A 25,918-nucleotide genomic window follows, 5' to 3' on the forward strand; every position below is an offset into this window, starting at 1 on the left:
TGGTTTAATCAACCGAAGCAGAATATGAAACGAGTACTTTTGTTGCTTTTCCTTTGTTGGGGAACAATGGCATTGGCCCAAAAATCGACCTCAAAACCCAACGTCATCTATATCTTTGCCGACGACCTTGGCTACGGTGAAGTAGGTGTGTATGGGCAAAAGAAAATCAAAACCCCCAACCTCGACCGACTGGCGGCGGGCGGAATGCGTTTTACGCAGCATTATTCGTCGGCGCCTGTGTGTGCGCCTTCGCGCTGCGGATTGATGACAGGCCGCCACACAGGCCATACCTACATTCGCGGAAATTACGAACTCGGTGGTTTTGAGGACGAAAAAGAGGGTGGACAAATGCCGTTGAACGAAGGTGCATTTACCATTGGGCATTTGTTCCAAAAATCGGGCTACAAAACGGGCGCGGTTGGAAAATGGGGAATGGGGATGGCCAATACCACAGGAAACCCCAATCAACAAGGCTTTGACTTCTTCTACGGGTTGCTTTGCCAAAAACAATCGCACAATTTTTATCCTACCCACTTGTGGAAAAATGGGGAAAAAGTGGCATTAAATAACCCCTACATCAAAGTCCATCGCCCCATGCCTGAGGGGGACGAAAACTACGAATATTACGTAGGGAAAGACTACGCCATCGACAAAATGACGGAAGAGGCAACGGGCTTTATCAATGATAACAAAAGCCGTCCTTTCTTCCTGTATTTGCCTTATACCTTGCCTCACTTGTCGCTGCAAGCACCCGCGGAGGCGGTCAAAGAGTACATCGGGAAGTTTGACGAAAAGCCCTACCGTGGCCAAACGGGCTATGCTTCCACGCGGTATCCGTACTCGACCTACGCGGCCATGATTTCGTATTTGGACAAGCAAGTAGGGCAGATTTGGGAGTTGGTGAAAAAACTCGGGATAGAAGACAACACGATCATTATGTTTTCGAGCGACAACGGGGCGACGTTTGTGAAGCACGTGGACGCGGCGTTTTTTGAAAGTGCGGGGCCGTTTCGTGGGCTAAAAATGGACGTATATGAGGGCGGAATCCGAGTACCAATGATTGCGTATTGGAAAGGAAAAATCAAGCCTGGACAAGTCACTGACCACGTTTCGACGCAGTACGATGTGCTGGCAACTTGTGCCGATTTGTTGGGAACCAAACCCGCCCTTCCGACCGACGGAGTTTCGTTTTTGCCCACTCTTTTGGGAAAATCCACGCAGGTTCAACACCCTTATTTGTATTTTGAATACCCCGAAAATGGCGGGCAGCTGGCAATTCGGAAAGGAGATTGGAAGGGTGTAAAACGAAACGTAAAAGCAAACCGCAACGGCGCATGGGAGATTTATAACTTAAAAGCCGACATTGGCGAACGGAACAACGTGGCCGCTGCTCACCCCGAGTTGGCCAAGGAGTTTGACGAAATCGTACAGCGCGAACACCGCCCCGCGCACGTTCACGAATGGGAGTTTGTGGATCCAAAATTTGAAGTGAAGAAGTAGTGAATAGTAGTTACGTTCACTTTTGAGTAGTCGCATAATTGTTTGATATACTGTGATTTGTAATTAACGGTTAACAAATAACGATTAACAGATAACAGTGGCTTGCCACTTAAAATTATGAAAAAGCTTTCAACTGTTTTTTTTGCAATGTGTGCCTTGGTCGGCATTTCGGCCTTTACCATTTTTTCGACCGAACAAGCCCCCAAAGCCACTTCGCCCAACATCATTTTGATTTTTATGGATGACTTGGGCTACGGCGATTTGAGTTGTTATGGGGCGCTGCAATACCGTACGCCTCAGCTCGACAAACTGGCGGGAGAAGGGGTGCGCTTTACCAATTTTTTGGCAGCCCAAGCGGTATGTAGCGCTTCGCGGGCAGCGTTGCTGACGGGCTGTTACCCCAACCGCGTTGGCATTTCGGGAGCGTTGTTTCCCAATGCTAAAGTGGGATTAAACCCCGACGAAACGACGATTGCCGAGTTGTTGAAAGAAAAAGGCTACGCCACGGGCATGTTTGGAAAATGGCATTTGGGCGATAAACCTGAGTTTTTACCAACCAAACAAGGCTTTGATGAGTACGTTGGTTTGCCTTACTCCAACGATATGTGGGCGGTTCATTACGACGGAAAACCGATTACCAACGAGTCTGACAACCGCAAAAAGAGTTTTCCATATTTGCCTTTGTTGAGCAACAACGACACGATTCAAGAAATCAAAACCCTCGATGACCAAGCCAAACTGACGGGGATTTATACCGAACGGGCGGTGAATTTTATTAAAAAGCACAAAAAAGGGCCGTTTTTTGTCTATTTGCCGCATTCGATGCCCCACGTACCGATTGCGGCGTCGGCGAAGTTTAAGGGCAAAAGTAACCAAGGAACTTACGGTGACGTGCTGCTCGAAATCGACTGGTCGGTAGGGGAAATCATGAAAGCCTTGAAAGAAAATGGGTTGGATAAAAATACAATGGTGATTTTTACGAGCGACAACGGCCCTTGGCTCAACTACGGAAACCACGCAGGCTCATCGGGCGGCTTGCGCGAAGGAAAAGGCAATAGTTTTGAAGGCGGCCAGCGCGTTCCTTGCATCGTTCGCTGGAAAGGTGTCACGCCCGAAGGAGTCGTTTGTAACAAACTTACTTCGACGATTGATTTGCTGCCTACCATCGCCAACATCTGCGGGGCAAAACTCCCTACCAAAAAGATTGATGGGGTGGATATTTTACCCCTGCTCAAAGGCAACATGGACGCCACGCCTCGGAAGTATTTTTACTACTATTATCGTCGCAACAACCTAGAAGCCGTGCGTCGCGATGACTGGAAACTCGTATTGCCGCACGAAGGTCGCACCTACGAAGGGCAACAGCCAGGCAACGACGGTTTCCCAGGAAAAGCCCCCGAAAATCACCCGTTTCCGTTGGCATTGTACGACCTTCGCCGCGACCCGTCGGAGCGCTATGACGTGAAAGAGCTTTATCCTGAGATTGTGACGGAGCTTCAAAAAGTAGCCGATGAAGCCCGCGACGACTTAGGCGATGACCTCACCAAACGCGAAGGTAAGAATGTACGGCCTAGCGGCAGGGTGAAGTAACAATAGTACGTCTAATGTCCTGTGTGCACCCTCCATTACGAATAAATAGATGGGCAAACACAGGACATTTTATTAATTTTTATTTAATGCAAATACCCAAGTACTTAGCGCAGACCCCACAACAAAACACTGCCACGCCATATCAAAAACACGAAGGTTATCAATCGCCCACGCACCAATTGCGATTATCCCCAAAGCAGGCAAGCCAAAGCCTAAAGCTTTTACCCAACCAATCTTAAATCTTTCTTCTGACGCAATCATCCCAGTAATTGGTAGAGAAGCAAAAACCCCAAAGAGTCCCAATATATAAATAGTGTCGATAGATTTTATAATTAAGCCTGTTATTAGCCCAATGATGGAAACGGCAATAAAAAAACTAACCGCGATTGCCCCATTTTTTTGTAGGTTACTCAACAAGTATTTTCCATCTTTGTCAAACAATAAGACAAAGTTGGCCAAAGGGGTAATTAACCAAGATGCTATGACAAGAATAGTAACAATAGTACTAAATGGCTCTGGAAGAATGCGTTGAGAAAGAAAAATAACTAAAATCACAACCCACTGCATCACAGATTGTTGTTTGCTTATCCAAAAAGCATAATTCAAAAAAGCTCGATATATCGGATTACGCCCCTTGATGGCTTCTTTCATTCCTTCTTGCGCATAGAATTGAGATGGATTAAGTCGCAGAGCTTCTCTAAAGTGTTTGATAGCTTCCTCAGGTTCATTATTTTCAAGTTGAGTCCATCCAATATTGGCATGAGTGTACGAATCGTGCGGGTCGGCATGAAGAGCATCATTGATGCTATCATATAGTTCCTCTTTACGATTAAGTTTTGTCAAGCAAAGCGTACGGTGATTGAGCGAAGTAGTGTGCTCTGGATCTATGGCTAACCCTTTATTTGCATATTCCAAGGCTTTTTCCCACTCTTTTTTATCAATATAAAGCGCCGACAAAAAAGCCCAATAAGCGGCCTCGTGAGGATTAAGCTGAATGGCGTGCCAAATAGCAGCTTCCGAATCTTTAGCTTTTTTAAATCGATCAAGTATGATTGCATGGTAGTAGTGAGTCACCGAGTTGCTGGGGGCTACTTGAACTAATCCTTGCCAATACTCCTGTGCTTTATCATTATTTTCTACTTGAATAAAACAATGGACAATCATGTACAATGCGTCTACATTGTCAGGGTCGGTTGAAAGAACAATTAAAAGCTCTTCGATGGCTTGCTCTTGACGATTGACTTCCAAAAGCTGACGAGCTCGTTGGAGATGGATTTCTGTTATCATAAGGTTAAATTACAACTTCAAAGTTTTAGATTATTCTCCCATACAAGCTCGTAGAAGCTGAGAGGCTGCAAATGAAAAAGCTATCACCAATCCTGCGATGACATTATCCCATTTTGAATGCTTAGATTTAATAATCAACTCACGATTAGACGGATTAAGCTTCAGCGCTTCTTTAAAATATGGAGTCGCTTTATCAGGTTTGCCTATGGCGGTGTAAATATCTCCCAGATGTTCAAAAGCTACGGTAGAGTCAGGGGCACTTTGTATGACGTCCACCATACCTCTTTCAAGCTCATCTTTACGTCCTAGCGTGAGTAATGCTTTGTTTTTTTCAATTAAACAAAGTGTGTGAAAAGGAGCAAAGCTGAGCCCTTGTAAAGCGTAAGTGAGGGCTATTTTTGCGTATTTTTTCCTAAAAAAACCTTTCTTGGAATTATAAATTTTAGCTAGTAACCAATGATTCAAAGGATTTTCAGGAGAGTTAGCTAAGGCTATTTTTTCTAATTCTTCCGCTTTTTTGCTTGCTCCCAATGCGAAGTAAGATAAAGCAGATAGATGGAAAGCAAAAGCTAAGTCGGGTTGAACTCCAATGGCTTTATGGGCATATTCGATTGCTTCCTCAAATTTCCCCAATGAATAGTAACATTGCCCAATTCGACAAAAGACCTCTTCTTGAGGGCAGGCAAGCTGTAAAGCAGACTGATACATATCAATGGCTTGTTGCCATCTTTGAAGTGAACGTAAATGGTCTGCTTTCAACAATAGTTTTTTGCCCTCGCTTTCCATTATTTTAATTTTAAATACTTCAAGATATCGTCATAAAGACCACTTTCGTTGGAGTACAGGGCATAGTTTTTAGCAGTAGCAAACCATTCTTTAGTTGTAGGTTTATGCCTACCTACTGCATTTTTTAAATCGGCGTTTGTTATTGGCACTACCCGCCCTTTTTTCAGAGATTCAGGAAGTTTTGATTCCACGGCAATGTCAACAACAGCCCTCAAATCCGCTCCTGAATAATCGGCTGTCTGTTTAGCGATAGACTGAACATCGACACTTTCTGTAGGCTTTTCCAAGAGTTGTAATTTAATAATTTCTTCTCGTGCTTTTTGGTCAGGTGGCTGAACAAAAATGATACGATCAAATCGGCCAGGTCGGCGAAAAGCAGAATCTAAATACCAAGGAGAGTTAGTAGCGCCTAAAATTAGTACTCCTTCGTTTGAATACTTAACACCGTCCATTTCATCCAAAAACTGATTAATAATGAACCTTCCTGCGGCTTGACGCATATCGCTGCGGCTTGCCCCTAACGCATCTACTTCATCAAAGAAGAGGACACAAGGAGCATTTTGACGAGCTTCTTGAAAGATATTATGAAGATTTTTTTCAGAATTTCCAATCCACATATCAAGCACGTCGTTGAGGCCCACCGAAATAAAGTGTGCATTAATTTCTCCCGCAGTTGCCCGAGCCAACAACGTTTTTCCACAACCAGGAGGACCATATAGCAAAATCCCCCCCCCTATTTTCTTGCCAAATGCCTTGTAAATTTCGGGGTTTTTCATGGGATGGATGACCTTAAGAGCAATTTCTTCTTTTACAGCCTCCATACCTCCCACGTCTTTGAATGAAATTTTAGGTTTCTCTATGTTTGAATGAGTAACCATAGTTTCAATCTCCTCTACCCAGTCGTTGGGAGCCGCCAACCCAGCATCTCGAATTTTGCGTCCAAGAAAATCGTCAAAATCTTTGTCATATACTCCTTTATCCCATTGGATTGCTACATCAAAATAGTGCTTCGCTTGCTTCAATTCACCCAACTCAGCCAGTACTTTAGACAGAAGCATTGCAGCTGAGGCATATGAATGATTCTCAACCACTTCCTCCAACAAATACTGTGCTGTTGTATAGTTTTTTTGGTAAAAATAGGTCTTGGCCAACGCTACTTTCAACTCATTGTCTTCTGGCAAAAGTCGTAAACATTCCTTCCATTCGATCAGGGCTTCATCGTAACGCGCTAAATTGAAAAGCGCTTCGGCCAATAATTTACGAAGTGGTAAGTTATCAGGTGAAAATTTAAGAGCTTCTCTAAAAGCATCTATCTGTTGTTGATTCATCAATAAAATATGAAAATTAAACCTATGTTTTTTCGTAAAAAATGTAAATATATATAAAAATAAAGTTTTTATATCAACAAAATTGATTATCACTCATCCTGCTTATATATGCACTAACTATTACTTAATTATCTATTTGGGGAGTAGTTTGAAAATATACCATTGATATTATTCAATAAAAACCTCTATTTATCAACTATTTATACACATTAAAATTTTATAACAGTTAAATTAACAAAACGCACAATTGATTAACTTTTTTTCATTTAGAAACTTTATCAAGTTGAAAACAGAAAAAAGTAAGAAAATTCCCAGTGATTGGGTAAGTTTGACATCAAAAAAGTCGCTCCCCAGCTAGGTGGAACGACTTTTTTGTGTTTTCTTCCGACACTATTTCTGGAATCCTATGCCTCCTATGAACAAAAACGAACGTTATATCGCCATCGCCGTTGGGGTGTTGCTCCTGATTGGGGCCGCTGTCTATTACCAATTTCGCCAAAAGGAAACCGTTAAACAAGCATTTGCACCCGACTCAACGGTCTATTCCAAACAAGATTATACCACTTTGGTACTCGATAGTACCGTGCTAGCGTCGTTTTTTGCGTCGCGTTCATTGGCTGATAGCCTTCAATCGGATGTGCGCTCGTTTTATCAGCGACGCGGCTATCAGTATGCGTGGTTTAGCGAAAACCGCCTGGCCAATGCCGCCAACAACTTCAATAACTTACGGCAAAGCTACATCAGTGATTTTGCCGATAGCAGCTTGTACAACGCCGAAATCGACCGATTGGTGAACGAGGCCGAAACCCAAGGAACGAAGTTTTTGGCCAATAAGGTAGAAGTACAGACCCTCGAATTGCTGCTGACTACGGCGTTTTTTCAGTATGCCGATAAAGCATACGCGGGTACGGTCAAAGATTTGTTGGATTTGGAGTGGTTTATTCCCCGCAAAAAGAAAAATTTTCAAGCCTTGTTAGATACGCTCGTGATGGCCAAAGGGCAGCCGATTCGCGAGCCTGTCAATCGTTATTATACGTTGTTGAAAGAAAAACTGCGTCAGTACCGACTCCTTCAGCAACAGGGTGGGTGGCCTAAATTGGAATTTGAGGGAAAAGCGCCCAAAAAAGGCGACGAAGATTCGACGGTTTTGGTGCTGAAACAAAACCTACACCGCTGGGGCGACTTAAAAACGCTGGATTCGACGAGCATATTTGATGACTCGGTGGCCGTGGCCTTAAAACGCTTTCAGCACCGAATGGGACTTTCAGAAACGGGTAAATTGGACGAAAAGACGTTGGTGGAAATGAACCGCCCCGTGGAAGAACGCATCCGCCAAATGATGCTCAACATGGAACGCCTACGGTGGGTACCCGATGAACTCGAACCGAATATGCTGCTGGTCAATATTCCTGAGTATCGCTTACACGTGTTTGAAAACGGCGTTCAGTCTTGGATGAGCAAAGTGGTGGTGGGAAAGGAAGCGACCAAGACAAGTATTTTTAAAGGAAATCTCTCGTACGTGGTGCTAAATCCGTATTGGGTGGTGACCAACAATATCATCAACAACGAAATTTTGCCCAAACTGAAACGCAACCCAGGGTATTTGGAACGAAACAACATGGAAGTGGTGTCGGGCAACAAAGTGATAAATCCGTACTCCGTCAAGTGGAGTTCTTACACTAAAAACGTTCCATATACCATTCGACAAAAACCTGGCAAGGGAAATTCGTTGGGAAAAGTCAAGTTTTTATTTCCCAATAGTTACAGCATTTATTTGCACGATACACCCTCCAAAAGCCTCTTTGGCGAGACCGCACGCGCCTTTAGCCACGGCTGTATCAGGGTGTCTGAACCCGAAAAATTGGCACTGCACGTGTTAAAAAGTCTCCCAGAATGGAACGAAGAGAAGCTAAATGCCGTTTGGAAAACACAAAACGAGAAATGGATAACCGTTCGTCCTTCGCTTCCAGTGTATATTGTCTATTTTACAACTTGGGTGGATAATACGGGTCAGCTCAACTTCCGCCGTGACTTATACGGGCTGGATAGTGCGTTGGCAAAAGAAGTTTTTGGAGAACAATAACAAGCACAAATGTCGGAAATTTCATGCGGCGTTGATTTCGGAACGTCAAACTCTACCATTGCATTTTACCGAGATAACCAACTTACGTTGGTGCCCGTCGAAGGGACAAACACCACCATTCCTAGCGCGATTTTCTTTGAACGCATCGACAACACGCCCCATTACGGACGCGACGCGGTGCAGCTGTTTTTGGGACGGAACAAAGGCCGTTTTATGCGCAGTTTGAAGCGGATATTGGGAACAACGATTATGAAACAAGGAACGCTCGTCAACGGCAGTCCGATGTATTTTAGTCGAATCATTGGTCAGTTTGTCAAAAACCTCAAAGACAAAGCCGAACTGGAAGCGGGCCAAGAAATCGACAGTGTGGTGATGGGGCGGCCTGTTCATTTTATTGATAACGACCCCGTAGGCGACAAAAATGCCCAAGAAGAGCTACGGAAAATTGCGCAGCAAGTAGGATTCAAACACATTGAGTTTCAGTTTGAACCCATTGCCGCCGCTTTTGCCCACGAAAAAAACGTATCGGGCGAAAAACTGGCGTTGGTGGTGGACATCGGCGGGGGTACGTCCGATTTTACGGTGATTCGCCTTTCCCAGCATTTTTTGAATAGAACCAACCGCGCCAACGATATTTTGGCCAACACTGGGGTGCGGATTGGCGGAAATGATTTTGACAAAGACTTGAGTTTGATTTCGTTTATGCCCGAGTTGGGTTTTCGTAGCACGTACGGCGACAAACACTTGCCCGTACCGCTCAAGTATTATTACGACTTGGCCGAATGGAGTAAAGTCAACTCGCTTTATACGCCCAAAAACCGAATGCAGATTTACCAGTATTTGGGCCAATCGCACGACCCTGAGCGACTTTCACGCTTGTTGAATGTCATCGACCAAGAAAGCGGGCACGTGTTGTTAGGCGCTGTGGAAGAGGCAAAAATCGCTTTGACTTACCACGATGTCAATTGCTCATCACTTGATTTTTTGGCGGAAGGTTGTACCGTTGAGACGTCCAAAGCGGTCTTTGAAGAATCCATTGCCGCAGAAATTGAGCAAGTGACCGTAGCCGCAACGGCTTGTGTACAAGAGGCAGGTGTTCGCCTACAAGACATTGAGTTGATTATCTTAACGGGAGGTTCTACCGAGATACCCGCAGTTCAACTTGCCTTTAGAGAATTGTTTTCCCATGCCGAAGTATCAGATACCAACAAACTGGACAGTGTGGGCGTGGGATTGGCTTATGATAGCCAACGTAAATTTCAAATGGGGTAAATAGCGTGGTTGGGGGTTTCTCAAAACCCCAACCACGCTATTTTATTTTAGGTCATTAGCCAAACGAAGCAATTCGATTTCGGCGGCTTTGGCAGCAAAACTATAATTGACAAACGCGTACCCGATGCTTTCAAAACTCTGTTGGGCTTGGCGTACCTCCACGATGGTCGCTTGGCGAAGCTGATAACGTTGGAGTGTCAAATCAAGTAGTTTTTTTGAAAGCTCTACGTTCTTCTTTTGCTCTTCCAACTGCTGCAAATTCATCGTATAAGTTTGGTATGCTTTCACGACGTTGTTGCTCAATGTCCGTTGGAGAATCTCTTTGCGTAAGCCTGCATTTTTGGTATTGATGGCGGCGATTTGTTCTTGGCGTTTGAAGATACCTCCGTTGTAAATAGGAATCGTTAAGCCTACGCCCAAAAACGGCCCACTACTTTGGTTGAGAAGTAGCTGCCCAGCGGTTTGTTGGTTACGGTTGTAGTTGAAACCCATGTTTGCCCGCAGCGTGGGGTAACGTTGTGCTTGAACTTCTTTGGCTGCCCATTCCGCAATTTTGATTTGGTTGTCGGCTGCCATCACGTCGGCGTTGCGGTTAGCGTTGCGCAAAATATTATCCATTTGAAGGCTTTTATCAACCATAATCGTGTCTTGGATGGCGATAAGCGTGTCAGGACGAAGGTTTAACAAAAGCAATAAATCGGTTTTGGCTTGGGTCACAATCAGTTGTTGCGACTGCTTGGTTTGAAGCAAAGCGTTCAAATCAAGCTGAGATTGAAACAAGTCGGCGTTGTTGGCCAATCCTACGTTTTGTTGCACTTTTACCAACTCCAGACGGCGCTCTGCCACATCAATCGACTGGTCGATGGTGCGAATGTACGCTTGCTGACGAATGACGTCATAATAGCCCGCCATTACGCCCGCAATTGTGTTTTGAACTTGGGCGTTGAGCAACTGCTTGCTTTGCAGTTCGAGTTGTTCAAGGCGTTTTTTGGTTGATTTAACGCGGTTGCCGTTGTAAAGTAAAATACTACTCGTCACGTTGGAGTTCAGCTGATTGGCCGCCGCGCCGTTTCGCTTAATTTCCACTCCCGTGTTAAGCTTCTGATTGACGTTGGTGTATTGCTCATTGTCGTTGATGGTGGCCGTTACTGTAGGTAAAGCACCAGCGATACTTTTGTCGTTGTTGATATGGGCTACCTGAATGTTGTTTTTCAACACCTCAATGTCGAGGTTATTTTTGAGGGCAATGCCGATGGCATCGCTCAGTGTCAAGTTTTGAGAAAAGGCGATTTGACCAGAAATGGTCAAACCTAATACGATCAAAAATTTCCTCATTGTGATGAGATTACGTGCCAAAGCACAGTTAATCATTATTGGTTAATTGTAGATAAAATGGTGGAAGTTAGGCGTTGCTAACTTCCACAGTCTTTTCTTCTACGTTATCGGCGTTTTTGTGTTTTCCCGAAACAAACGTATATACCGCTGGAACGACAAACAAAGTAAGAACAAGGGAGAACATGATGCCACATACAACCACAATTCCGAGCGGAATACGGCTGGTACTGGCAGCTCCCAAGCTCAACGCAATCGGCAAGGCTCCTAACGAAGTAGCAAGGCTGGTCATCAAGATTGGACGCAAACGTTGCGTTGAAGCGTCGATAACGGCTTCTACTTTCTTGAGGCCATGTTCGCGTCGTTGGTTGGCAAATTCCACAATCAAGATTCCGTTTTTGGTAACTAGACCAATCAACATAATCATTCCGATTTGGGAGAAGATATTGAGGGTTTGGTCAAAAGCCCACAAGCTTAACAACGCCCCTGCCAATGCCAATGGTACCGTAATCATGATGGTGAATGGATCGATAAAGCTCTCAAACTGAGCCGCCAATACCAGATAGATAAGTACCAAGGCCAACATAAAGGCAAAAAGGATGTTCGACGAACTCTCTGAGAAGTCACGCGAAGGGCCTGATAGCGCCGTTTGGTAGCTTTCGTCGAGGAGTTTGTTGGCAATGCTTTCCATGGCTTTGATACCGTCGCCGATGGTGTAGCCTTCCGCCAACGACGCCGAAATAGTAGCCGCCTTGTAACGGTTATAGTGATAAATCGTCGTCGGAGTCGTACTTTCTTCCCAACGGATGACAGAACTCAACGGAATGTTTTCGCCGCGCGAATTGCGTACGTACAAGCGGCCAATGTCTTCGGGCTTGTTACGGTCGGTGCGCTCTACTTGGGCAATGACTGAGTACTGATAACCATTTTGGATGAAATAAGCCAAGCGACCTCCACTAAACGCGGCCTGAATGGTGGCTACTACGTCTTGAGTGGTGAGTCCTAAGTCTCTGATTTTCATTCGGTCAACGGAAAGTTTCAACTCAGGACGGTTAAACTTCAAGTTGACATCGACGTTGGCAAAAGTCTTGTCCGAACGAGCTGCTTCCAAAAATTTCGGGATAATAGCGCGGAGCTTATCAAGGTCTTGGTTTTGAAGAATAAACTGTACTGGCAAACTACCACGCGAGCCAAACCCTACCGAAATCGTTTGTTCTTGAACGGCAAACACCCGTGCTTGGTTAAAGCGACCGAGCTTTTTCTGCAAATCGTTCACAATATCGCTTTGGCTACGGGTACGCTCGGTGGGTTCTACCAAGGCCAAACGAGGTGCTGCGCTGTTGGTAGCACCACCTCCTCCAGGACCTCCGCCTGGCGTACGAACGAAGATAAAGTCGCGTTCAGGAATCGAATCGTATAAAAATTTGCCTAAATCATCGGCGATTTTGGACATGGCGCTGTAACTTGTTCCTTCGGGAGCAGTTACGTTAAAACGAATACTACTGCGGTCTTCCAACGGTGCAAGTTCGCTTTTCAACGTACCCATGCAATACCAAATAATCCCTCCACAGGCCAATACAATGACCCACGCGATCCAGCGAACTTTCAAAAAGCCCGTAAGCATAGCTTTGTAGCCATCTTCCATCCCACGGAAGAAAGGTTCGGTTTTTTGATAAAACCAACCATGACCTGCGTTTTTGCGTGAAAGATAGACGTTCAACACAGGCGTGATAGTGAGCGATACAAAGGCGGAGACGAGTACGGCGGCGGCTAGTGTTACCCCAAACTCGCGGAAAAGACTACCAATAAACCCTTCCAAGAAAATAACGGGTAAGAATACAATCGCCAGGGTAATAGAGGTCGAAATAACGGCAAAGAAGATTTCTTTACTTCCTTCGATGGCGGCCTTACGAATCGGGAAGCCTTGTTCGAGCTTCTTAAAGATATTTTCGGTGACTACGATACCGTCATCGACCACCAGACCCGTGGCAAGCACAATCGCCAACATGGTAAGGATATTGACTGAGAAGCCCGCCAGGTACATAATGAAAAACGTAGCCACGAGCGAGATCGGAATATCAATCAATGGACGAATCGCAATGAGCCAATCGCGGAAGAAAAGGAAGATAACGATAACCACCAAAATAAACGAAATGATGAGCGTTTCTTCTACTTCGGCGAGTGAGTTACGAATGTTTTTGGTGTTGTCACTTAATACCTTGATTTGGACGTCGCTTTTGCTGCCTTTCTGAATTTGCGCAACGCGTTTGTAGATTTCGTCCGCAATTTTGATGTTGTTAGCTCCAGGTTGGGGGATGATGGCCAAGCCCACCGCGTGTAAGCCGTTGTATTTCCAGCTTTGTTCGAGCTGCTCTGGGCCTAATTCTACTTTGGCAACATCGCTCAAACGCACGATTCCCGTCGCATCTTCACGAATGATAAGGTCTTGGAATTGCTTCTCGGTGGTCATACGACCCAATACTCGGATGGTTAAATCCGTGTTGTTACCGTAGATTTTTCCAGGAGGTAGCTCAATGTTTTCGTTGTTCAGTGCCGAACGAATGTCGGAGAAGGCAACGTTGTAAGCATTCATTTTGTCGGGATTAAGCCAAATACGCATGGCGTAGCTTTTTTGCCCAAAAATGTTGATAGCACTTACCTCGTCAACGGTTTGAAGCTGTTGTTGGAGCACGTTTTCGGCATAGTCGCTCAATTCGAGCAAACTTTTACTTTCGCTCTGAACGGCCAAAATCATGATAAATTCACCATTGGCATCGGCTTTTGAAACCACTGGCGGGGCGTTAATGTCTTGTGGAAGGCTACGCAAGGCTTGGCTCACCTTGTCGCGCACGTCGCTGGCGGCCGCTTCGAGGTCAACGCCGAGGTTAAACTCTACGCTGATTTGGCTGCTTCCTTGCGAGCTAGAAGAAGTAATGGTGCGGATACCTTGAATCCCGTTGACTTGTTTTTCAAGGGGTTCGGTGATTTGGCTCTCAATGATGTCGGGGTTAGCACCTGTATATGAAGTGCTCACCGAAATCTGCGGAGGGTCAATGGCGGGATAATCCCTCACCGCCAAAAACGAAAGCCCCACGACTCCAAAAATAATGATTGCCAAGTTCATCACTGTGGCAAGCACGGGGCGGTTTATGGATAATTCTGAAATGTTCATTTCTTTTCTTTTCTTACTTTGAGAACGGCGTCAGGTTTGGCAAACAATACCCCTGTTACAACGACAGAGTCGCCCACGTTAAGACCTTGGGTAATTTCTACACTGTTGGAACTACGGATTCCTGTTTGTACGTTGACAAACGCAGCTTTTCCGTTTCTGACCAAAATAACTTGGTTGTTGCGGTCGTCAGGAATGATGGCATTGGTCGGAATCATGATGGCTTTTTTGTTGTTGCCATTGCCAATAATTACCTTGGCAAAAGCCCCAGGATTGGCGCGAGAATCGTCCATGAGTGCGCGCACAACCAAGCTACGGGTGAGTCGGTTGGCTTGCGGCTCAAGGGCAATCACGGTGGCTCGGCTCAAAACCGAATCCCGCCCGTCCACGCGTACCTTCACTGTCGAACCAATCCGAACCAATTCGCTGTATTCTTCGGGAAGGGTAAAATCAATTTTCTTTTTGCCCAACTGCTGAATCGTCGCAATGATGGACGTAGGGGTTACGTACGAACCTGGGCTGATTTGACGAAGACCAATCGTTCCTGTAAATGGCGCACGAAGTACCGTCTTGTCAATCAACGTTTGGGTATAAGCCATGTCAGCCTTGAGGGTGTTGACAGTATTTAAAGCGGCGTCATAGTCGCTTTGGTTAATGCCGTTTACGTCAAGAAGTTTTTTGAAACGTTCTTCGGTGCGCACGGCGTTGTCCAATTGCACTTTGGTTCGTTGCATTTGGGCTTCGAGGTCGGCGCTGTTGATGCGGGCTAAAATCGCTCCTTGCGTGACCGTTTTTCCTTCGGGAACGTTGAGATAAGTCAAGCGCCCGCTTACTTCGGGGCGTAGCTCGGTCGATTCGCTCGGAATAATCGTTCCGTTGACTTCAACTACATTCGTGAGGGGCTGAGGAGCAGCTACCATGACATCGACAAGGGTAGGTTTGTCTTTTTTCTCTTCGCGACCGCCACCTCCTTCTTTTCCCTTTTTTTCTTTACAAGCCGACAGCGACAAACAAACCAATACTGTCGATAAACTTATGTAAAAAGAATACGTGGGTTTGGAATAATTCATTCAAAATAAGATTTAGAGAGCTCTGTAGTTCGTTTAGTGAGGTATTAACAAGTAAACAAATGTAAGTGTTATGCAAAAATGGTGTTTAGGTATCGTACCGAAAGCCCCTAAAAATGAGAGCAAACGGCTTTTTGACGCTACAACCCCTTTTGTAAGTTTATTACGACAAAAAAGGGCTTTCGCCCTACTGTAAAAGTGGATTGAAGCCCTTAATTTACCCAGTAAAATGTACAAATCACCCCTATCGCTCGACGGAATGATTGATTTTGTCGATATTTCTAAAATTCCATCAGGCGCTTTACGTTTTCTTGATAGGTACTGCCTGACTCGATTTTGGTTTGTTTTTGGTCAAGCATCACAATCATGTATTTGCCCGTAAAATACCGCTCCATCTCCCTGATTTTGGTGCTGTTGACAATCGTTGAGCGGCTTACCCTTACAAAATTTGACGGTAGTTTTTCTTCTAAACTCGTAATCGTATAATTCATCAAATACTGTTTATTATCGACGGTATTGAGCAGTACGTACTTGTCTTCGGCCTGAAAAAAACTAATGTCCGACAGCGGGACAAACAAGATTTTATCGCCGCTTTTGACCGAAATAGAGTGCATTTCTTTCTTCGGCACCATGCTTCCGATGAGTTGCCTGAGGCTTTCTTGGCTGAGTGTTGGTTCTTGTTCGGGACGCAGGTTTCGGAGTTTGTCCATCGTTTTGGCCAAACGCTCTTTTTCAACGGGCTTGAGCAAATAATCAATGGAGTTTTCTTCAAAGGCTTTGATGGCGTACTGGTCGTAGGCCGTCACAAAAACGACCATAGGCATATACGACAGCCGTGATAGCATCTCAAAACCTGTCATTTGGGGCATTTCGATGTCCAAAAAAAGTAAATTGGGACGTAGCGTTTCAATTTTTTGAATGCCTTCGAGGCCGTTGAGGGCTTCGTCAACCACCTCAATGAGGTCGTCAAACTGCGCCAATAAACGTTTGAGGCGCCCTAAGGCAATGGGCTCGTCGTCGATAAGAAGGGTAGTAAACATAGCTAAAAGTCGTTAGAGGCGATGGTTTATTTCCAGTCTGTCCACTCGTGGTCACGCGGGAGGCTGATGATGACCGCTTTGTGGTCGCTGTTTTGAATTTGTAACGTGGCCTTGTCGCCATATACCAATTGAAGTTTTTCTCGAATACTTCGTAACCCGTATCCGCTGGCTATTTCTTCTTTGAAGGCAGGGCCATTGTCGTGAATCGTAAACAGAATATGGCTGGAGGTACGTTCGATACAAATTTCGATAATTCCGTGGTCAAGCAACTGCGAAATACCGTGTTTGATGGCGTTTTCGACCAGCGGTTGCAGCAAAAAACGCGGAATTTTTACGTCCAACAACGACGGCTGTACTTCTACCTTAAACTGAAGCCGATTCCCAAACCGCATTTGTTCAATCGCCAAATACGATTTTACTACATCCAATTCCTCAGAAATACTATGGCTATACGCCTCAGTGCGCCCCGTGGTATAACGAAACAACTTCGACAATTGAATCGTCATTTCTTCGGCTTTGTCGGGGTCTAGGTGGACAAGCCCCGCGATGCTGTTGAGTGAATTGTATAGAAAATGCGGGTTGATACGCGCTTCGAGGGCGTTGAGTTGGGCCTTGGTTTTTAATTTTTCGAGATTGAGCAATTGGTATTCCTGTTCCGAAATTTTGCGCGTAATCTGCCGCGTACGTTGCCAATAATACAAATAAGCACAACTCACAATTTGGGGTAAAATCAAGTAAAAAATAGTGGTTGACTTCACGTTGCTGGGCCAAGATGCAACGGGGATTTTGCTCCAATAAAAAATGCCAATGACGGTTTGGAACGAAAGAACAAATAGAAAGGTAAGTCCAATGACCGTGAGGTACTTGGCCCAAGGGAAATGCACTTTGGAATCGAGGAAATGAATGAAAATTTGCAGCGCTAACCATGCCCCGAGGCTATTGGCGATATTGGAAAAAAAGATGCCCGTGGATAAAATGTTGTGGGAACGAAAAAACTCTAAAGAGAAATAAACGACCCCACTCAGTCCATATCCCAAAAACAAACAGAACAAAAACGCAATCAGCATTCCTTCAAGCGAAAAGGGCGAAGGCGTTCGCTCGTGGTTGTTGGGCACTGCGGGAGGAGGCGCTGACGGAGTGGGTGATGGAGGCGTGGGCGTATTTGGTTCCGTAAACGGATGGCGTGGATAATCAGTAGGAACATACGAATAAGGCGCAGGAGCAGGCGTTCCTGACTGATACTGCGACAGCGTAACCCGCCCGCCAAAGCTCCGAATGGTGACGTTGGGGCCGCCACCGTTGAGTTTGCCTCGTAAATTACTTCGGGACGAATAGCCGTTAAAGTCTTGAAAACGAGGATGCCTTACGCGCCCCGCGACCACTTCCAAGTCTAGCCCTTGGTGAAGCGGAAGCGCCACTTTGATGTTTCCGCCTGAAGTGTCAAACCACGAATATTGGTGAATCGACGTTACTTCGGCGGTGATATTTCCCCCACGGGTGCTGGCGCCGATATTGCCGTTGAGATGCCTAAGGCGGACATTTCCGCCCGAGGTGCTACATTCTAAGTCGCCCGTGATATTGGTGGCTTCGATGTTTCCACCCCACGTACTTCCGTTGATTTTGCCTTTGTGGTTATGAATAATCACATTGCCGCCTTTGGTGTCGGCGCGGATAGACCCTTCATTGTCGCTAACAGTAACTTTGCCCCCAAACGTGCTGAGTTCAATATTGCCTTGACAATGAGCTACTTCGATATTGCCGCCCATGGTTTTGCCAAGGTAGTTGCCTTCTGAATGAAGCAAGAGCAAATGCCCACCCCAAGTATCAAACTTATGGTTTCCCGAAAGGTGCTGGAGCCGAACGTGCCCACCGTACGTTTTGATAAACGAATGCAACGAGGGAGGTAAAAAGATACGAAACGATGTGCGGTGAAAATGAACCCAATTGTAAGGGTTAAAGTAATTGGGACGCGCCGTGATTTTCAACGATTCGCCCACGATGGTCATCACCAAAGGGTTGATGTCGGAGGGAAATTCGGTGACGGGTTCTTGGTACAAAAAAAGCGATAACAAGCTGCGTACGGAGGCAAAAACCTCTACCCGAATGGCATTTTCGTCGTGGCCAATCAATTCTACGTTGCCCGATAGTGTTTCCAATTGAAGGTATTTTAACCCTTCGGCGGGGTAAGTCACCACTTTAGAAGGTGCCCCCAATTGTTGGTCAGGAGTAAGTACGGTGCTCATCGTTGTTCAGGTTTACGTACCAAAAAGATAGCTACCAATACCATAAAAACCACCGTGAAAGGCGTAATGCTGAGGTTTCCTAAAAACTGAATAACTCCCCAAGCGGTGGTTTTTGGAGCAATAAACTGATGCGATTTGAGCCAGTTGAAGAAGAATAGGTGCGTAAAAAGTTGGATGCTCAAATTGGTAACGGTGCCAATAATCATGATGACGATGAAGTTGACCGAAAATGCAATTTTATTCCAAAAAACGTTCAGTTTGAGTTGTTTCCAAAGAAGCCCTCCTTCGGTAGTTATGCGTTTTGGGAAAAGAACAATTTGTTTAACCCCCGCTTGCCAAGAGCCTTGCCCCAAAACAAGGACAATCAATCCGAGGCGAGCGACGACGACAAGGACATCAATGAGGGCAAAAAGCCAAGGAGAAATAACCCCAAAGCCGCCTCCTTGGGCCAATCGCCCAAAAGCCGCGATGAGGTTGAGAACACCTACTTTTATCCAATGTTGGTTGATAAACCGTTGCGTTTCTGAAATGAGTTCGGCGAAGCCGAGGTGAATGGCTCTGAGTTCCATGGCGGAAGTTTGGGGGCTGTTGGGTGATGAAACAATCATACGAGGTAAAAATAGCTGTTTTGATAACGGATACAAAGCTATTTTGCCCGTGTGGATTCTACAGGGCAATTCTGACAAACCCCTCAAAAATGGGAGTAAAGAGGGTGAAAAGAAGAGTAAAAGAAACTAGAAGTGAAGAGTGTATTTGGAGGAGTATTACGATAACTCTGATAAAATTTGAATAAAATTTTCTGCATTAATCAAATTGACAGGCGGGAAACGAGTAGTTTTTAAAATATTGAAATGCTTATCATTAGAGACTAAATAGTCGGATTGAGATGCGACGCATACATCTACAAATTTGTTGTCATCAGGGTCGTTGGGGATTAAACCCCACTGATAATAAACCTCCTGTCGGTAGATGTTGTCTAAGTGTAGAATGAGCTCTAATACATCGCTAACAGTTTCCTTATCGTATCGTTTCCCAATTACTTCTTCATATTCAGTAATGATTTCATTATGAACAGTTAGTTCAAACTTTCCTTCAAGAAGTGCATCAAAAATGATAGAATAGGGTGATTGTTCTGCCAAAGAGACGAGAAACACATTTGTGTCTAATACAATACGTAACCTATTGGTTTTCATCGTTTAACCAATCTTGCATTGTTTGAGCAGTGTATCCTTTTTCTTCCCAAAGGCGAGACGTACGCTGACGTATGCGTTTAGCAAAAAAAGCAACTAGCACCTTTTTGAGTTCCGTCAATTCTTCTTCGGAAAGTTCATAGGCAAACGTCCTCAGAAGTTCAATTTGTACGTTGGTGAGTTTAGCTGTCATGACTATGAATGATTGTAAGGTACAAATATAATAAAATAACAAGGGAAGTGCCTAACTTGGGTGTCATACCACATAATAGAGTAATAACAGTACTGTTGCTTCTTTTATAAACAATTTACAGCCTTTTAAAAAACAGATGAATTCTACCCTCACTTCGCGTGTCCCGCTTATCGACGGGCTTCGGGGCTTTGCCCTTTTAGGTATCATTTTAGCACACTACATCGGATGGCACGGCGGCTGGTCGTTGCCCCAGGAAGTGAGCAAACCGTATCAATCGGACGTGCTCTCTCAAATTATCTGGACATTTGACGGAATCTTGGTGACTGGGAAGTTCTTCGCCTTTTTCTCGTTTTTGTTTGGAGTAAGTTTTGGACTCATGCTCCTCCGAACCAGCGACCGTAAAGCGGCGTTTTTAGCTCGTTTTGCGTGGCGAATTACCCTGTTAGGTGGCATTGGGCTACTACATCATTTGCATTGGCGGGGCGATATTCTGAGCATTTATGCCATGGTAGGTTTCGGACTTTTACTTTTTGCCAATGTCTCCGATAAGATTTTACTGTGGGTTGCTATTGGCTTGATTGTCAATGTTCCTGCACGCCTTCAGGATGCGTACATGACTTTTCAACACATAGACACGGGGGCGATATGGGGAACGATTTTTGATGAACCAGGCAACAAACGCTACCTAAACTTGATTCGAGCGGGGGAGTATTTTCCATTTTTGGAAGATAACTGGGCTGCGTTTCCCAAAAAGATGAAATTCCAAGTTCTCAGCGGACGCCTTTACATCACCTTTGGCTTCTTTTTGTTGGGTTTTTGGTTTGCCCGTAAGCAACTCCTCCAGCAGTTCGAGGAGCACCGTATTTTCTTTCGGAAGTTACTCATTTACACTATTTCGGTGGTAGGTGTATTGCTTCTGATTGGCGTAGGTTTACAACTGAGCGGCATTTTCAACCAAACGATTCCGATGTGGTTATCGGCGTTGTTATCAATGCTCTACGACTTGATGAATGCCTGCATGGTGCTGTTTTACGTGGCAGGGGTAAGTTTTTTACTGTCCAAAAAAAGTTGGAACAAGGTGCTTTCGTCATTGGCAGCCATCGGTAAAATGGCCCTGACGAGCTACCTTACTCAAACCTTATTGGGCTGGTTTATTTTCTTCGGATTTGGGCTCAATTTGCTGGGGAAGGTATCGCCAGCCGTTGGATATTTGATTGGAATTATGGTGTTTTTAGCCCAAATTGCGTTTAGTCAATGGTGGCTTGAGCGCTTCCGTTATGGCCCCGTCGAATGGCTTTGGCGCTCGTTGACCTACCTACGAATCCAACCCTTTCTGAAATCTCGCTAATGTTCAATTTTTGTACCTCGAAATAAACAACCTTTCCTATGAACAATTCCTTGAAAATCCTCTCGGCAATGGCCGTAGGTGCTTTTTTGGTGAGCTGCAAGTCGGAGTCTGACCAGCCGAAGCGAACGTCGTTTTTTGACGTAACGGGCATGGACTCAACCGCCAAACCCACCGATGACTTTTTTCAATACGCCAACGGTGGCTGGATGAAAAATACCAAAATCCCCGCTGACCAAACGGGATGGGGGTCGTTTTATACCTTGTACGAAGATAATTTAGCCAAGCTCCACACTATTTTGGAAGAAACGGCCAAGGGTTCGCATACCAAAGGAAGTTTGGAACAAAAAATCGGTGACTTGTATAAATCGGGTATGGATACCGTCACGATTGAGAAGAAAGGCTACGAACCTATCAAAGCCGATTTGGCCAAAGTCGATGGATTGAAAAGCAAACAAGACGTCATCGACTACGCAGCCAGCCTTCCGTCCGACCCAGGCAGTGTGTGGTTTAGCCTATATGTAGGCAGCGATGAGAAAAACCCAGGCTACAATGCGTTGCAGTTTGCCCAAACGGGCTTGACGCTCCCCGAAAAAGATTACTATTTTCGCACGGATGCCGAAACGAAAAAAGTACGCGATGCTTTCAAAAAATACGTGACGACGCTTTTTACCTTGAGCGGAACCGATGCGGCCACGGCGCAGAAAAAAGCCGAAGGTATTCTCCAACTCGAAACCGAAATTGCTAAGTCGCACCGTAGCCCTGTGGAATTACGGAATCCTGAAAAAAACTACAACAAGTTTGCTACCAAAGACCTTGCAAAGTTGACGCCTGGCATTGATTGGGTGAAGTTGGTGCAAAAAATGGGCGTAAAAACGGATACGGTCATCATTGGCCAGCCCGACTATTACCGTGGCCTTGACCAGTTGTTGGGAAAACAGTCGATGGAGGTTATCAAAGACAAAATTCGCTTTTATATTTTGACAGGTGCAGCTTCGTCGTTGAGTAAAGGCTTTCGGGATGCGCAGTTTGAGTTTTACGGAAAAACCCTCAACGGTCAGCAAGTGCAAGAGGCTCGTTGGAAACAAATTACCAACGCCGTTGATGGTGGTTTGGGTGATTTGTTGGGGCAATTGTTCGTAAAAAAACACTTCCCGCCTGCGGCCAAAACGCGCATGGATGAGCTGGTAAACAACCTCCAAGTGGTGTACGGCGACCGTATCAAGCGTTTGGACTGGATGAGTGATTCGACTAAAACCGAAGCGTTGAAGAAATTGAATTTGTACCTCAAGAAAATTGGCTATCCCGATACGTGGAAAGAGTATGCGGACGTGGAAATTGTGGCGGATAATTATTACGCCAACAGGCAGTCGATACGGGCGTCGGCGTTGAAGCTCGATTTTGCCAAAGTCGGAAAGCCTGTGGACAAAACCGAGTGGGGGATGACAGCGCCTACGGTGAATGCGTATTACAACCCAACGTTCAACGAAATTGTGTTCCCAGCGGGCATTTTGCAATTCCCATTCTTTGATAACGATGCCGACGATGCCATCAATTACGGCGCCATCGGGGCAGTGATTGGTCACGAAATGACCCACGGTTTTGACGACCAAGGAAGCCAATATAACTACATGGGAATGCTCAAAAATTGGTGGAAACCAGCCGATGCTGACCGTTTCAAACGCAAAGCGTTGGTGGTGGTGAAGCAATACAACAACTACACGGTCTTGAACAACGTCCACGTCAATGGAGAGCTTACGTTGGGAGAAAACATTGCCGACATCGGCGGGCTTTCGATTGCCTTTGAAGCCTTCAAACGTACCAAACAAGGACAAAGCAATGAGAAGATAGACGGATTTACGCCCGAACAACGCTTTTTCTTGGGATTTGCGCAAGTATGGCGGATTAAGAACCGTGACGAAACGATGCGCACCCGCATTTCGGTGGACCCTCACTCGCCTGAGCATTTTCGGGTCAACGGGCCGTTGTCGAACATGCCTGAGTTTTACAAAGCGTTTAACATGAAGCCAACCGATAAAATGTATCGTCCTGATAGCGTTCGGGTAAGCATTTGGTAGCGGAAGAAAGGAAGCGTTTTTTAATTGTTTTTAGTAGTATTGCATGAGATTCAGGCCGTACAGTACTTATTAAATCTAAAACGTAACCATTTCACTAACTTTCTCTTTTACCTGTGAACTTACATCTTCGAGAAAAAGTCATTATCGTTTCAGGCGGTGCCAAAGGAATTGGCGAAGCCATTGCGCGTACCTTAGCCGTAGAAGAGGCCATTCCTGTGATTGTGGGGAGAAGCGCGGCTGATAACCAAGTGGTTATCGAAAAAATAGAAGCCTTAGGCGGCATGGCTTACGGCGTTGAAGCCGAACTTACCGACCCTGCCGAATGCGAAAAAGCCATTCGGTTGACGGTAGAGCGCTTTGGTCGGATTGATGGTTTGGTCAACAACGCAGGCGTCAACGACGGGGTAGGGCTTGAAAAAGGCAGCTATGAAGCATTTATGGCTTCGTTGCACAAAAACGTCGTGCACTATTATTTGTTGGCACAACACGCCCTGCCGTACTTGATTAAAACCAAAGGCCCGATTGTGAACGTCAGCTCGAAAGTAGCCGAAACGGGACAAGGGAATACGTCGGCCTATGCCGCGGCGAACGGCGCTCGTAATGCCCTTACGCGCGAGTGGGCGGTGGAGTTGTTGAAATACGGGATTCGAGTAAATGCGCTCATTGTAGCCGAATCGTGGACGCCGCTGTACGAAAAGTGGATTAAAACGTTACCGAATCCAGAAGAAACCCTCAACGAAATCAATAGCCGTATTCCTTTTGAAAATCGGATGACTAGCCCCGAGGAAATTGCGAACATGGTCACCTTCTTGTTGTCTAATAAATCGAGCCACACTACGGGTCAGCTTATCCACGTGGATGGTGGCTACGTGCATTTGGATCGTTCGATTATTAAGCATTAGTCTGTACCTTCCCGAAAGTTTTGAACTTTCGGGAAGGTCTGAACTTTCGGGAAGGTGATTTCTAACCTTACAAATAACCCTAAACTTCACTTACTAATTTATTGATGAAAAAAGCCCCTTTACTTACCGCCAAGTACGTCCCGACGTACGCTTTTGTGACGAGTCTTTTCCTTCTTTGGGGGATTGCCATTACGATGGGAGACTTATTGAATCGCCGTTTTCAGACGGTTTTGAACGTTTCTATCGCTGATTCTGGCTTGGTTCAGTTCTCGATTTTTGGTGCCTATTTTGTCATGGGAATTCCTGCGGGATTGTTCATGAAAAAGTACGGATACAAAAACGGCGTACTGCTTGGCTTGGGCTTGTATGCCATCGGGGCGTTCCTGTTTTATCCCGCTGCCGAGTCCCAATCGTTTGATTTCTTTCGGTTAGCCCTTTTTATTTTGGCTTGTGGACTGGCCACGCTCGAAACCGTAGCGCACCCGTTCTCGGCGGCTTTGGGTCACGAAGAAACCTCGGAACAACGCATTAACCTTTCCCAAACTTTCAACGGAGTAGGGGCGATTTTGGGGCCTGTGTTGGGGTCATTTATCATTTTGCGTAACGTTCCTACGGGCGACGTTGTCCATGACCTTGCGCCAGTGAAGTATTTGTATATCGTGATTGGTGCGGTGGTACTTAGCGTTGCCATTGCGTTTTCATTTATCAAAGTACCTCCTTTGACCGAAGAAAGCACTGAAGCAGAAGAAGGCGTTAGCACAGGTCCGAAAAAAGGATTGTTTGAGCACCGCCACTTTATTTGGGCAGCCATCGCTCAGTTTTTCAACGTAGCAGCGCAAGGCGCGACTTGGGCGTTTTTTATCAACTATGCCGTCAAATACATGCCCGACATGACCGACGAAAAAGCGGGGTATTATTTCTCGTTTAGCATGGTGTTGTTGTTGGCAGGTCGTGCGGTAGGTACGTTTTTGATGCGTTTTATTAAGCCAAATACCTTGTTAGCGATTTTTGCAGCGGCCAACATTGTGTTGTGTTTGATTATTTCTCAAACCTGGGGCTGGGCGTCGTTTATCGCCTTGATGATGCTCAACTTCTTTATGAGTATCATGTTCCCAACGATTTTTGGATTAGGCCTTCGCAACCTTGGCGAGCATAAGCAACGCGCGTCGTCGTTTATTGTCATGGGAGTTGTGGGTGGTGCGGTTTTCCCACCTATCATGGGGAAAGTAGCCGACATCGACGTGGCTCAATCGTACTTGACACCGATTATTTGTTATGTCGTAATTCTATTGTTTGGTTTGGTCTTTTCTAAGCCTAAAAACTAGCTATACGCTTCCATAAGAAAAGCCTCAGATTCTCTGGAATTTGGGGCTTTTTTGTTTCGTTTTTCTGCCAGATAGCGCGCGCGTTCCGCTCGTGATATTTATTATAAGGCTTCTAGCCTTTTCAATATTGACTAATAGGCTGGAAGCCTTTAAATAGTCAGCAGTCGGGTTGTGAGCAACCCTCAGTA

The 25,918-nt window shown here is 45.4% G+C and carries 19 protein-coding genes; 8 read left to right on the forward strand and 11 right to left on the reverse strand.

Annotation, left to right across the window (positions count from 1 at the left end):
• Positions 1–24: 24 nt before the first annotated feature.
• Together FHS57_RS01245 and FHS57_RS01250 are read left to right on the forward strand one after the other, a co-directional pair.
• Positions 25–1,500 (forward strand): arylsulfatase, encoded by a 1,476-nt coding sequence (locus FHS57_RS01245; RefSeq protein ID WP_183971042.1) that lies wholly within the window; start codon positions 25–27, stop codon positions 1,498–1,500.
• A 147-nt stretch (positions 1,501–1,647) separates the two neighbouring features.
• Positions 1,648–3,090 (forward strand): sulfatase family protein, encoded by a 1,443-nt coding sequence (locus FHS57_RS01250; RefSeq protein WP_374757993.1) that lies wholly within the window; start codon positions 1,648–1,650, stop codon positions 3,088–3,090.
• 72 nt (positions 3,091–3,162) lie between these two features.
• On the opposite strand, the gene FHS57_RS01255 is transcribed toward FHS57_RS01250, so the two are convergent.
• From FHS57_RS01255 to FHS57_RS01265, 3 genes are read right to left on the reverse strand one after another with little or no spacing between them, the layout of a single operon-like run.
• Positions 3,163–4,377 (reverse strand): tetratricopeptide repeat protein, encoded by a 1,215-nt coding sequence (locus tag FHS57_RS01255; protein WP_183971044.1) that lies wholly within the window; start codon positions 4,375–4,377, stop codon positions 3,163–3,165.
• Between the two features lie 30 nt (positions 4,378–4,407).
• Entirely contained in the window at positions 4,408–5,163 is a 756-nt protein-coding gene (locus FHS57_RS01260; RefSeq protein ID WP_183971045.1) for a tetratricopeptide repeat protein, read from the reverse strand.
• The gene (locus FHS57_RS01265; RefSeq protein WP_310586957.1) at positions 5,163–6,584 is read right to left on the reverse strand and encodes an AAA family ATPase; all 1,422 of its coding nucleotides are present in this window, start codon (positions 6,582–6,584) and stop codon (positions 5,163–5,165) included. The genes FHS57_RS01260 and FHS57_RS01265 overlap by 1 nt, the downstream gene beginning before the upstream one ends.
• A gap of 322 nt (positions 6,585–6,906) precedes the next feature.
• Here FHS57_RS01265 and FHS57_RS01270 point away from each other — a divergent pair, with 322 nt between their 5' ends.
• Complete coding sequence (locus FHS57_RS01270) at positions 6,907–8,574, forward strand: L,D-transpeptidase family protein (RefSeq protein WP_183971046.1); 1,668 nt, start codon at positions 6,907–6,909, stop codon at positions 8,572–8,574.
• A 9-nt stretch (positions 8,575–8,583) separates the two neighbouring features.
• Positions 8,584–9,846 carry an Hsp70 family protein gene (locus FHS57_RS01275; protein ID WP_183971047.1) on the forward strand — a complete coding sequence of 421 codons (1,263 nt, stop codon included), beginning with the start codon at positions 8,584–8,586 and terminating at the stop codon, positions 9,844–9,846.
• Between the two features lie 42 nt (positions 9,847–9,888).
• Here the strand turns inward: FHS57_RS01275 and FHS57_RS01280 are convergent, their stop codons facing one another.
• From FHS57_RS01280 to FHS57_RS01315, 8 genes are all read right to left on the reverse strand, one after another.
• Entirely contained in the window at positions 9,889–11,181 is a 1,293-nt protein-coding gene (locus FHS57_RS01280; RefSeq protein ID WP_183971048.1) for a TolC family protein, read from the reverse strand.
• A gap of 67 nt (positions 11,182–11,248) precedes the next feature.
• Positions 11,249–14,350, reverse strand: a complete 3,102-nt coding sequence (locus tag FHS57_RS01285; protein WP_183971049.1) for an efflux RND transporter permease subunit — start codon at positions 14,348–14,350, stop codon at positions 11,249–11,251.
• Positions 14,347–15,417: an efflux RND transporter periplasmic adaptor subunit gene (locus FHS57_RS01290; RefSeq protein ID WP_183971050.1), complete on the reverse strand. Its 1,071-nt coding sequence runs from the start codon at positions 15,415–15,417 to the stop codon at positions 14,347–14,349. The genes FHS57_RS01285 and FHS57_RS01290 overlap by 4 nt, the downstream gene beginning before the upstream one ends.
• Before the next feature lie 278 nt (positions 15,418–15,695).
• A complete protein-coding gene (locus FHS57_RS01295) occupies positions 15,696–16,454 on the reverse strand; it encodes a LytR/AlgR family response regulator transcription factor (RefSeq protein WP_183971051.1) in 759 nt (252 codons plus the stop codon).
• Positions 16,455–16,480: 26 nt separating this feature from the next.
• Positions 16,481–18,697, reverse strand: coding sequence for a histidine kinase (locus FHS57_RS01300; RefSeq protein WP_183971052.1), 2,217 nt, complete (start codon positions 18,695–18,697; stop codon positions 16,481–16,483).
• Positions 18,694–19,305, reverse strand: coding sequence for a hypothetical protein (locus tag FHS57_RS01305; protein ID WP_183971053.1), 612 nt, complete (start codon positions 19,303–19,305; stop codon positions 18,694–18,696). Before FHS57_RS01305 ends, FHS57_RS01300 begins: the two co-directional genes overlap by 4 nt.
• A gap of 156 nt (positions 19,306–19,461) precedes the next feature.
• Positions 19,462–19,890: a putative toxin-antitoxin system toxin component, PIN family gene (locus tag FHS57_RS01310; RefSeq protein ID WP_183971054.1), complete on the reverse strand. Its 429-nt coding sequence runs from the start codon at positions 19,888–19,890 to the stop codon at positions 19,462–19,464.
• The gene (locus FHS57_RS01315; RefSeq protein WP_183971055.1) at positions 19,877–20,080 is read right to left on the reverse strand and encodes a DUF8507 family protein; all 204 of its coding nucleotides are present in this window, start codon (positions 20,078–20,080) and stop codon (positions 19,877–19,879) included. The genes FHS57_RS01310 and FHS57_RS01315 overlap by 14 nt, the downstream gene beginning before the upstream one ends.
• 136 nt (positions 20,081–20,216) lie before the next feature.
• Here FHS57_RS01315 and FHS57_RS01320 point away from each other — a divergent pair, with 136 nt between their 5' ends.
• The 4 genes from FHS57_RS01320 (at position 20,217) to fucP (ending at position 25,730) form a co-directional block, all read left to right on the forward strand.
• Complete coding sequence (locus FHS57_RS01320; RefSeq protein WP_183971056.1) at positions 20,217–21,428, forward strand: DUF418 domain-containing protein; 1,212 nt, start codon at positions 20,217–20,219, stop codon at positions 21,426–21,428.
• A 38-nt stretch (positions 21,429–21,466) separates the two neighbouring features.
• Complete coding sequence (locus tag FHS57_RS01325) at positions 21,467–23,503, forward strand: M13 family metallopeptidase (protein WP_183971057.1); 2,037 nt, start codon at positions 21,467–21,469, stop codon at positions 23,501–23,503.
• Positions 23,504–23,616: 113 nt separating this feature from the next.
• Positions 23,617–24,405: an L-fucose dehydrogenase gene (locus tag FHS57_RS01330; RefSeq protein ID WP_183971058.1), complete on the forward strand. Its 789-nt coding sequence runs from the start codon at positions 23,617–23,619 to the stop codon at positions 24,403–24,405.
• A gap of 104 nt (positions 24,406–24,509) precedes the next feature.
• A complete protein-coding gene (gene fucP, locus FHS57_RS01335; protein WP_183971059.1) occupies positions 24,510–25,730 on the forward strand; it encodes an L-fucose:H+ symporter permease in 1,221 nt (406 codons plus the stop codon).
• The last annotated feature ends 188 nt before the right edge of the window (positions 25,731–25,918 follow it).

Origin of the sequence: Runella defluvii, assembly GCF_014195535.1 — a bacterium.
Lineage (GTDB): Bacteria > Bacteroidota > Bacteroidia > Cytophagales > Spirosomataceae > Runella > Runella defluvii.

Bases quoted from the DNA above. Each gene is read 5' to 3' on its own strand.
- FHS57_RS01245 (WP_183971042.1), top strand. From the start codon at position 25: ATGAAACGAGTACTTTTGTTGCTTTTCCTTTGTTGGGGAACAATGGCA.
- FHS57_RS01250 (WP_374757993.1), top strand. From the start codon at position 1,648: ATGTGTGCCTTGGTCGGCATTTCGGCCTTTACCATTTTTTCGACCGAA.
- FHS57_RS01255 (WP_183971044.1), bottom strand. From the start codon at position 4,377: ATGATAACAGAAATCCATCTCCAACGAGCTCGTCAGCTTTTGGAAGTC.
- FHS57_RS01260 (WP_183971045.1), bottom strand. From the start codon at position 5,163: ATGGAAAGCGAGGGCAAAAAACTATTGTTGAAAGCAGACCATTTACGT.
- FHS57_RS01270 (WP_183971046.1), top strand. From the start codon at position 6,907: ATGAACAAAAACGAACGTTATATCGCCATCGCCGTTGGGGTGTTGCTC.
- FHS57_RS01275 (WP_183971047.1), top strand. From the start codon at position 8,584: ATGTCGGAAATTTCATGCGGCGTTGATTTCGGAACGTCAAACTCTACC.
- FHS57_RS01280 (WP_183971048.1), bottom strand. From the start codon at position 11,181: ATGAGGAAATTTTTGATCGTATTAGGTTTGACCATTTCTGGTCAAATC.
- FHS57_RS01285 (WP_183971049.1), bottom strand. From the start codon at position 14,350: ATGAACATTTCAGAATTATCCATAAACCGCCCCGTGCTTGCCACAGTG.
- FHS57_RS01290 (WP_183971050.1), bottom strand. From the start codon at position 15,417: ATGAATTATTCCAAACCCACGTATTCTTTTTACATAAGTTTATCGACA.
- FHS57_RS01295 (WP_183971051.1), bottom strand. From the start codon at position 16,454: ATGTTTACTACCCTTCTTATCGACGACGAGCCCATTGCCTTAGGGCGC.
- FHS57_RS01300 (WP_183971052.1), bottom strand. From the start codon at position 18,697: ATGAGCACCGTACTTACTCCTGACCAACAATTGGGGGCACCTTCTAAA.
- FHS57_RS01305 (WP_183971053.1), bottom strand. From the start codon at position 19,305: ATGATTGTTTCATCACCCAACAGCCCCCAAACTTCCGCCATGGAACTC.
- FHS57_RS01310 (WP_183971054.1), bottom strand. From the start codon at position 19,890: ATGAAAACCAATAGGTTACGTATTGTATTAGACACAAATGTGTTTCTC.
- FHS57_RS01315 (WP_183971055.1), bottom strand. From the start codon at position 20,080: ATGACAGCTAAACTCACCAACGTACAAATTGAACTTCTGAGGACGTTT.
- FHS57_RS01320 (WP_183971056.1), top strand. From the start codon at position 20,217: ATGAATTCTACCCTCACTTCGCGTGTCCCGCTTATCGACGGGCTTCGG.
- FHS57_RS01325 (WP_183971057.1), top strand. From the start codon at position 21,467: ATGAACAATTCCTTGAAAATCCTCTCGGCAATGGCCGTAGGTGCTTTT.
- fucP (WP_183971059.1), top strand. From the start codon at position 24,510: ATGAAAAAAGCCCCTTTACTTACCGCCAAGTACGTCCCGACGTACGCT.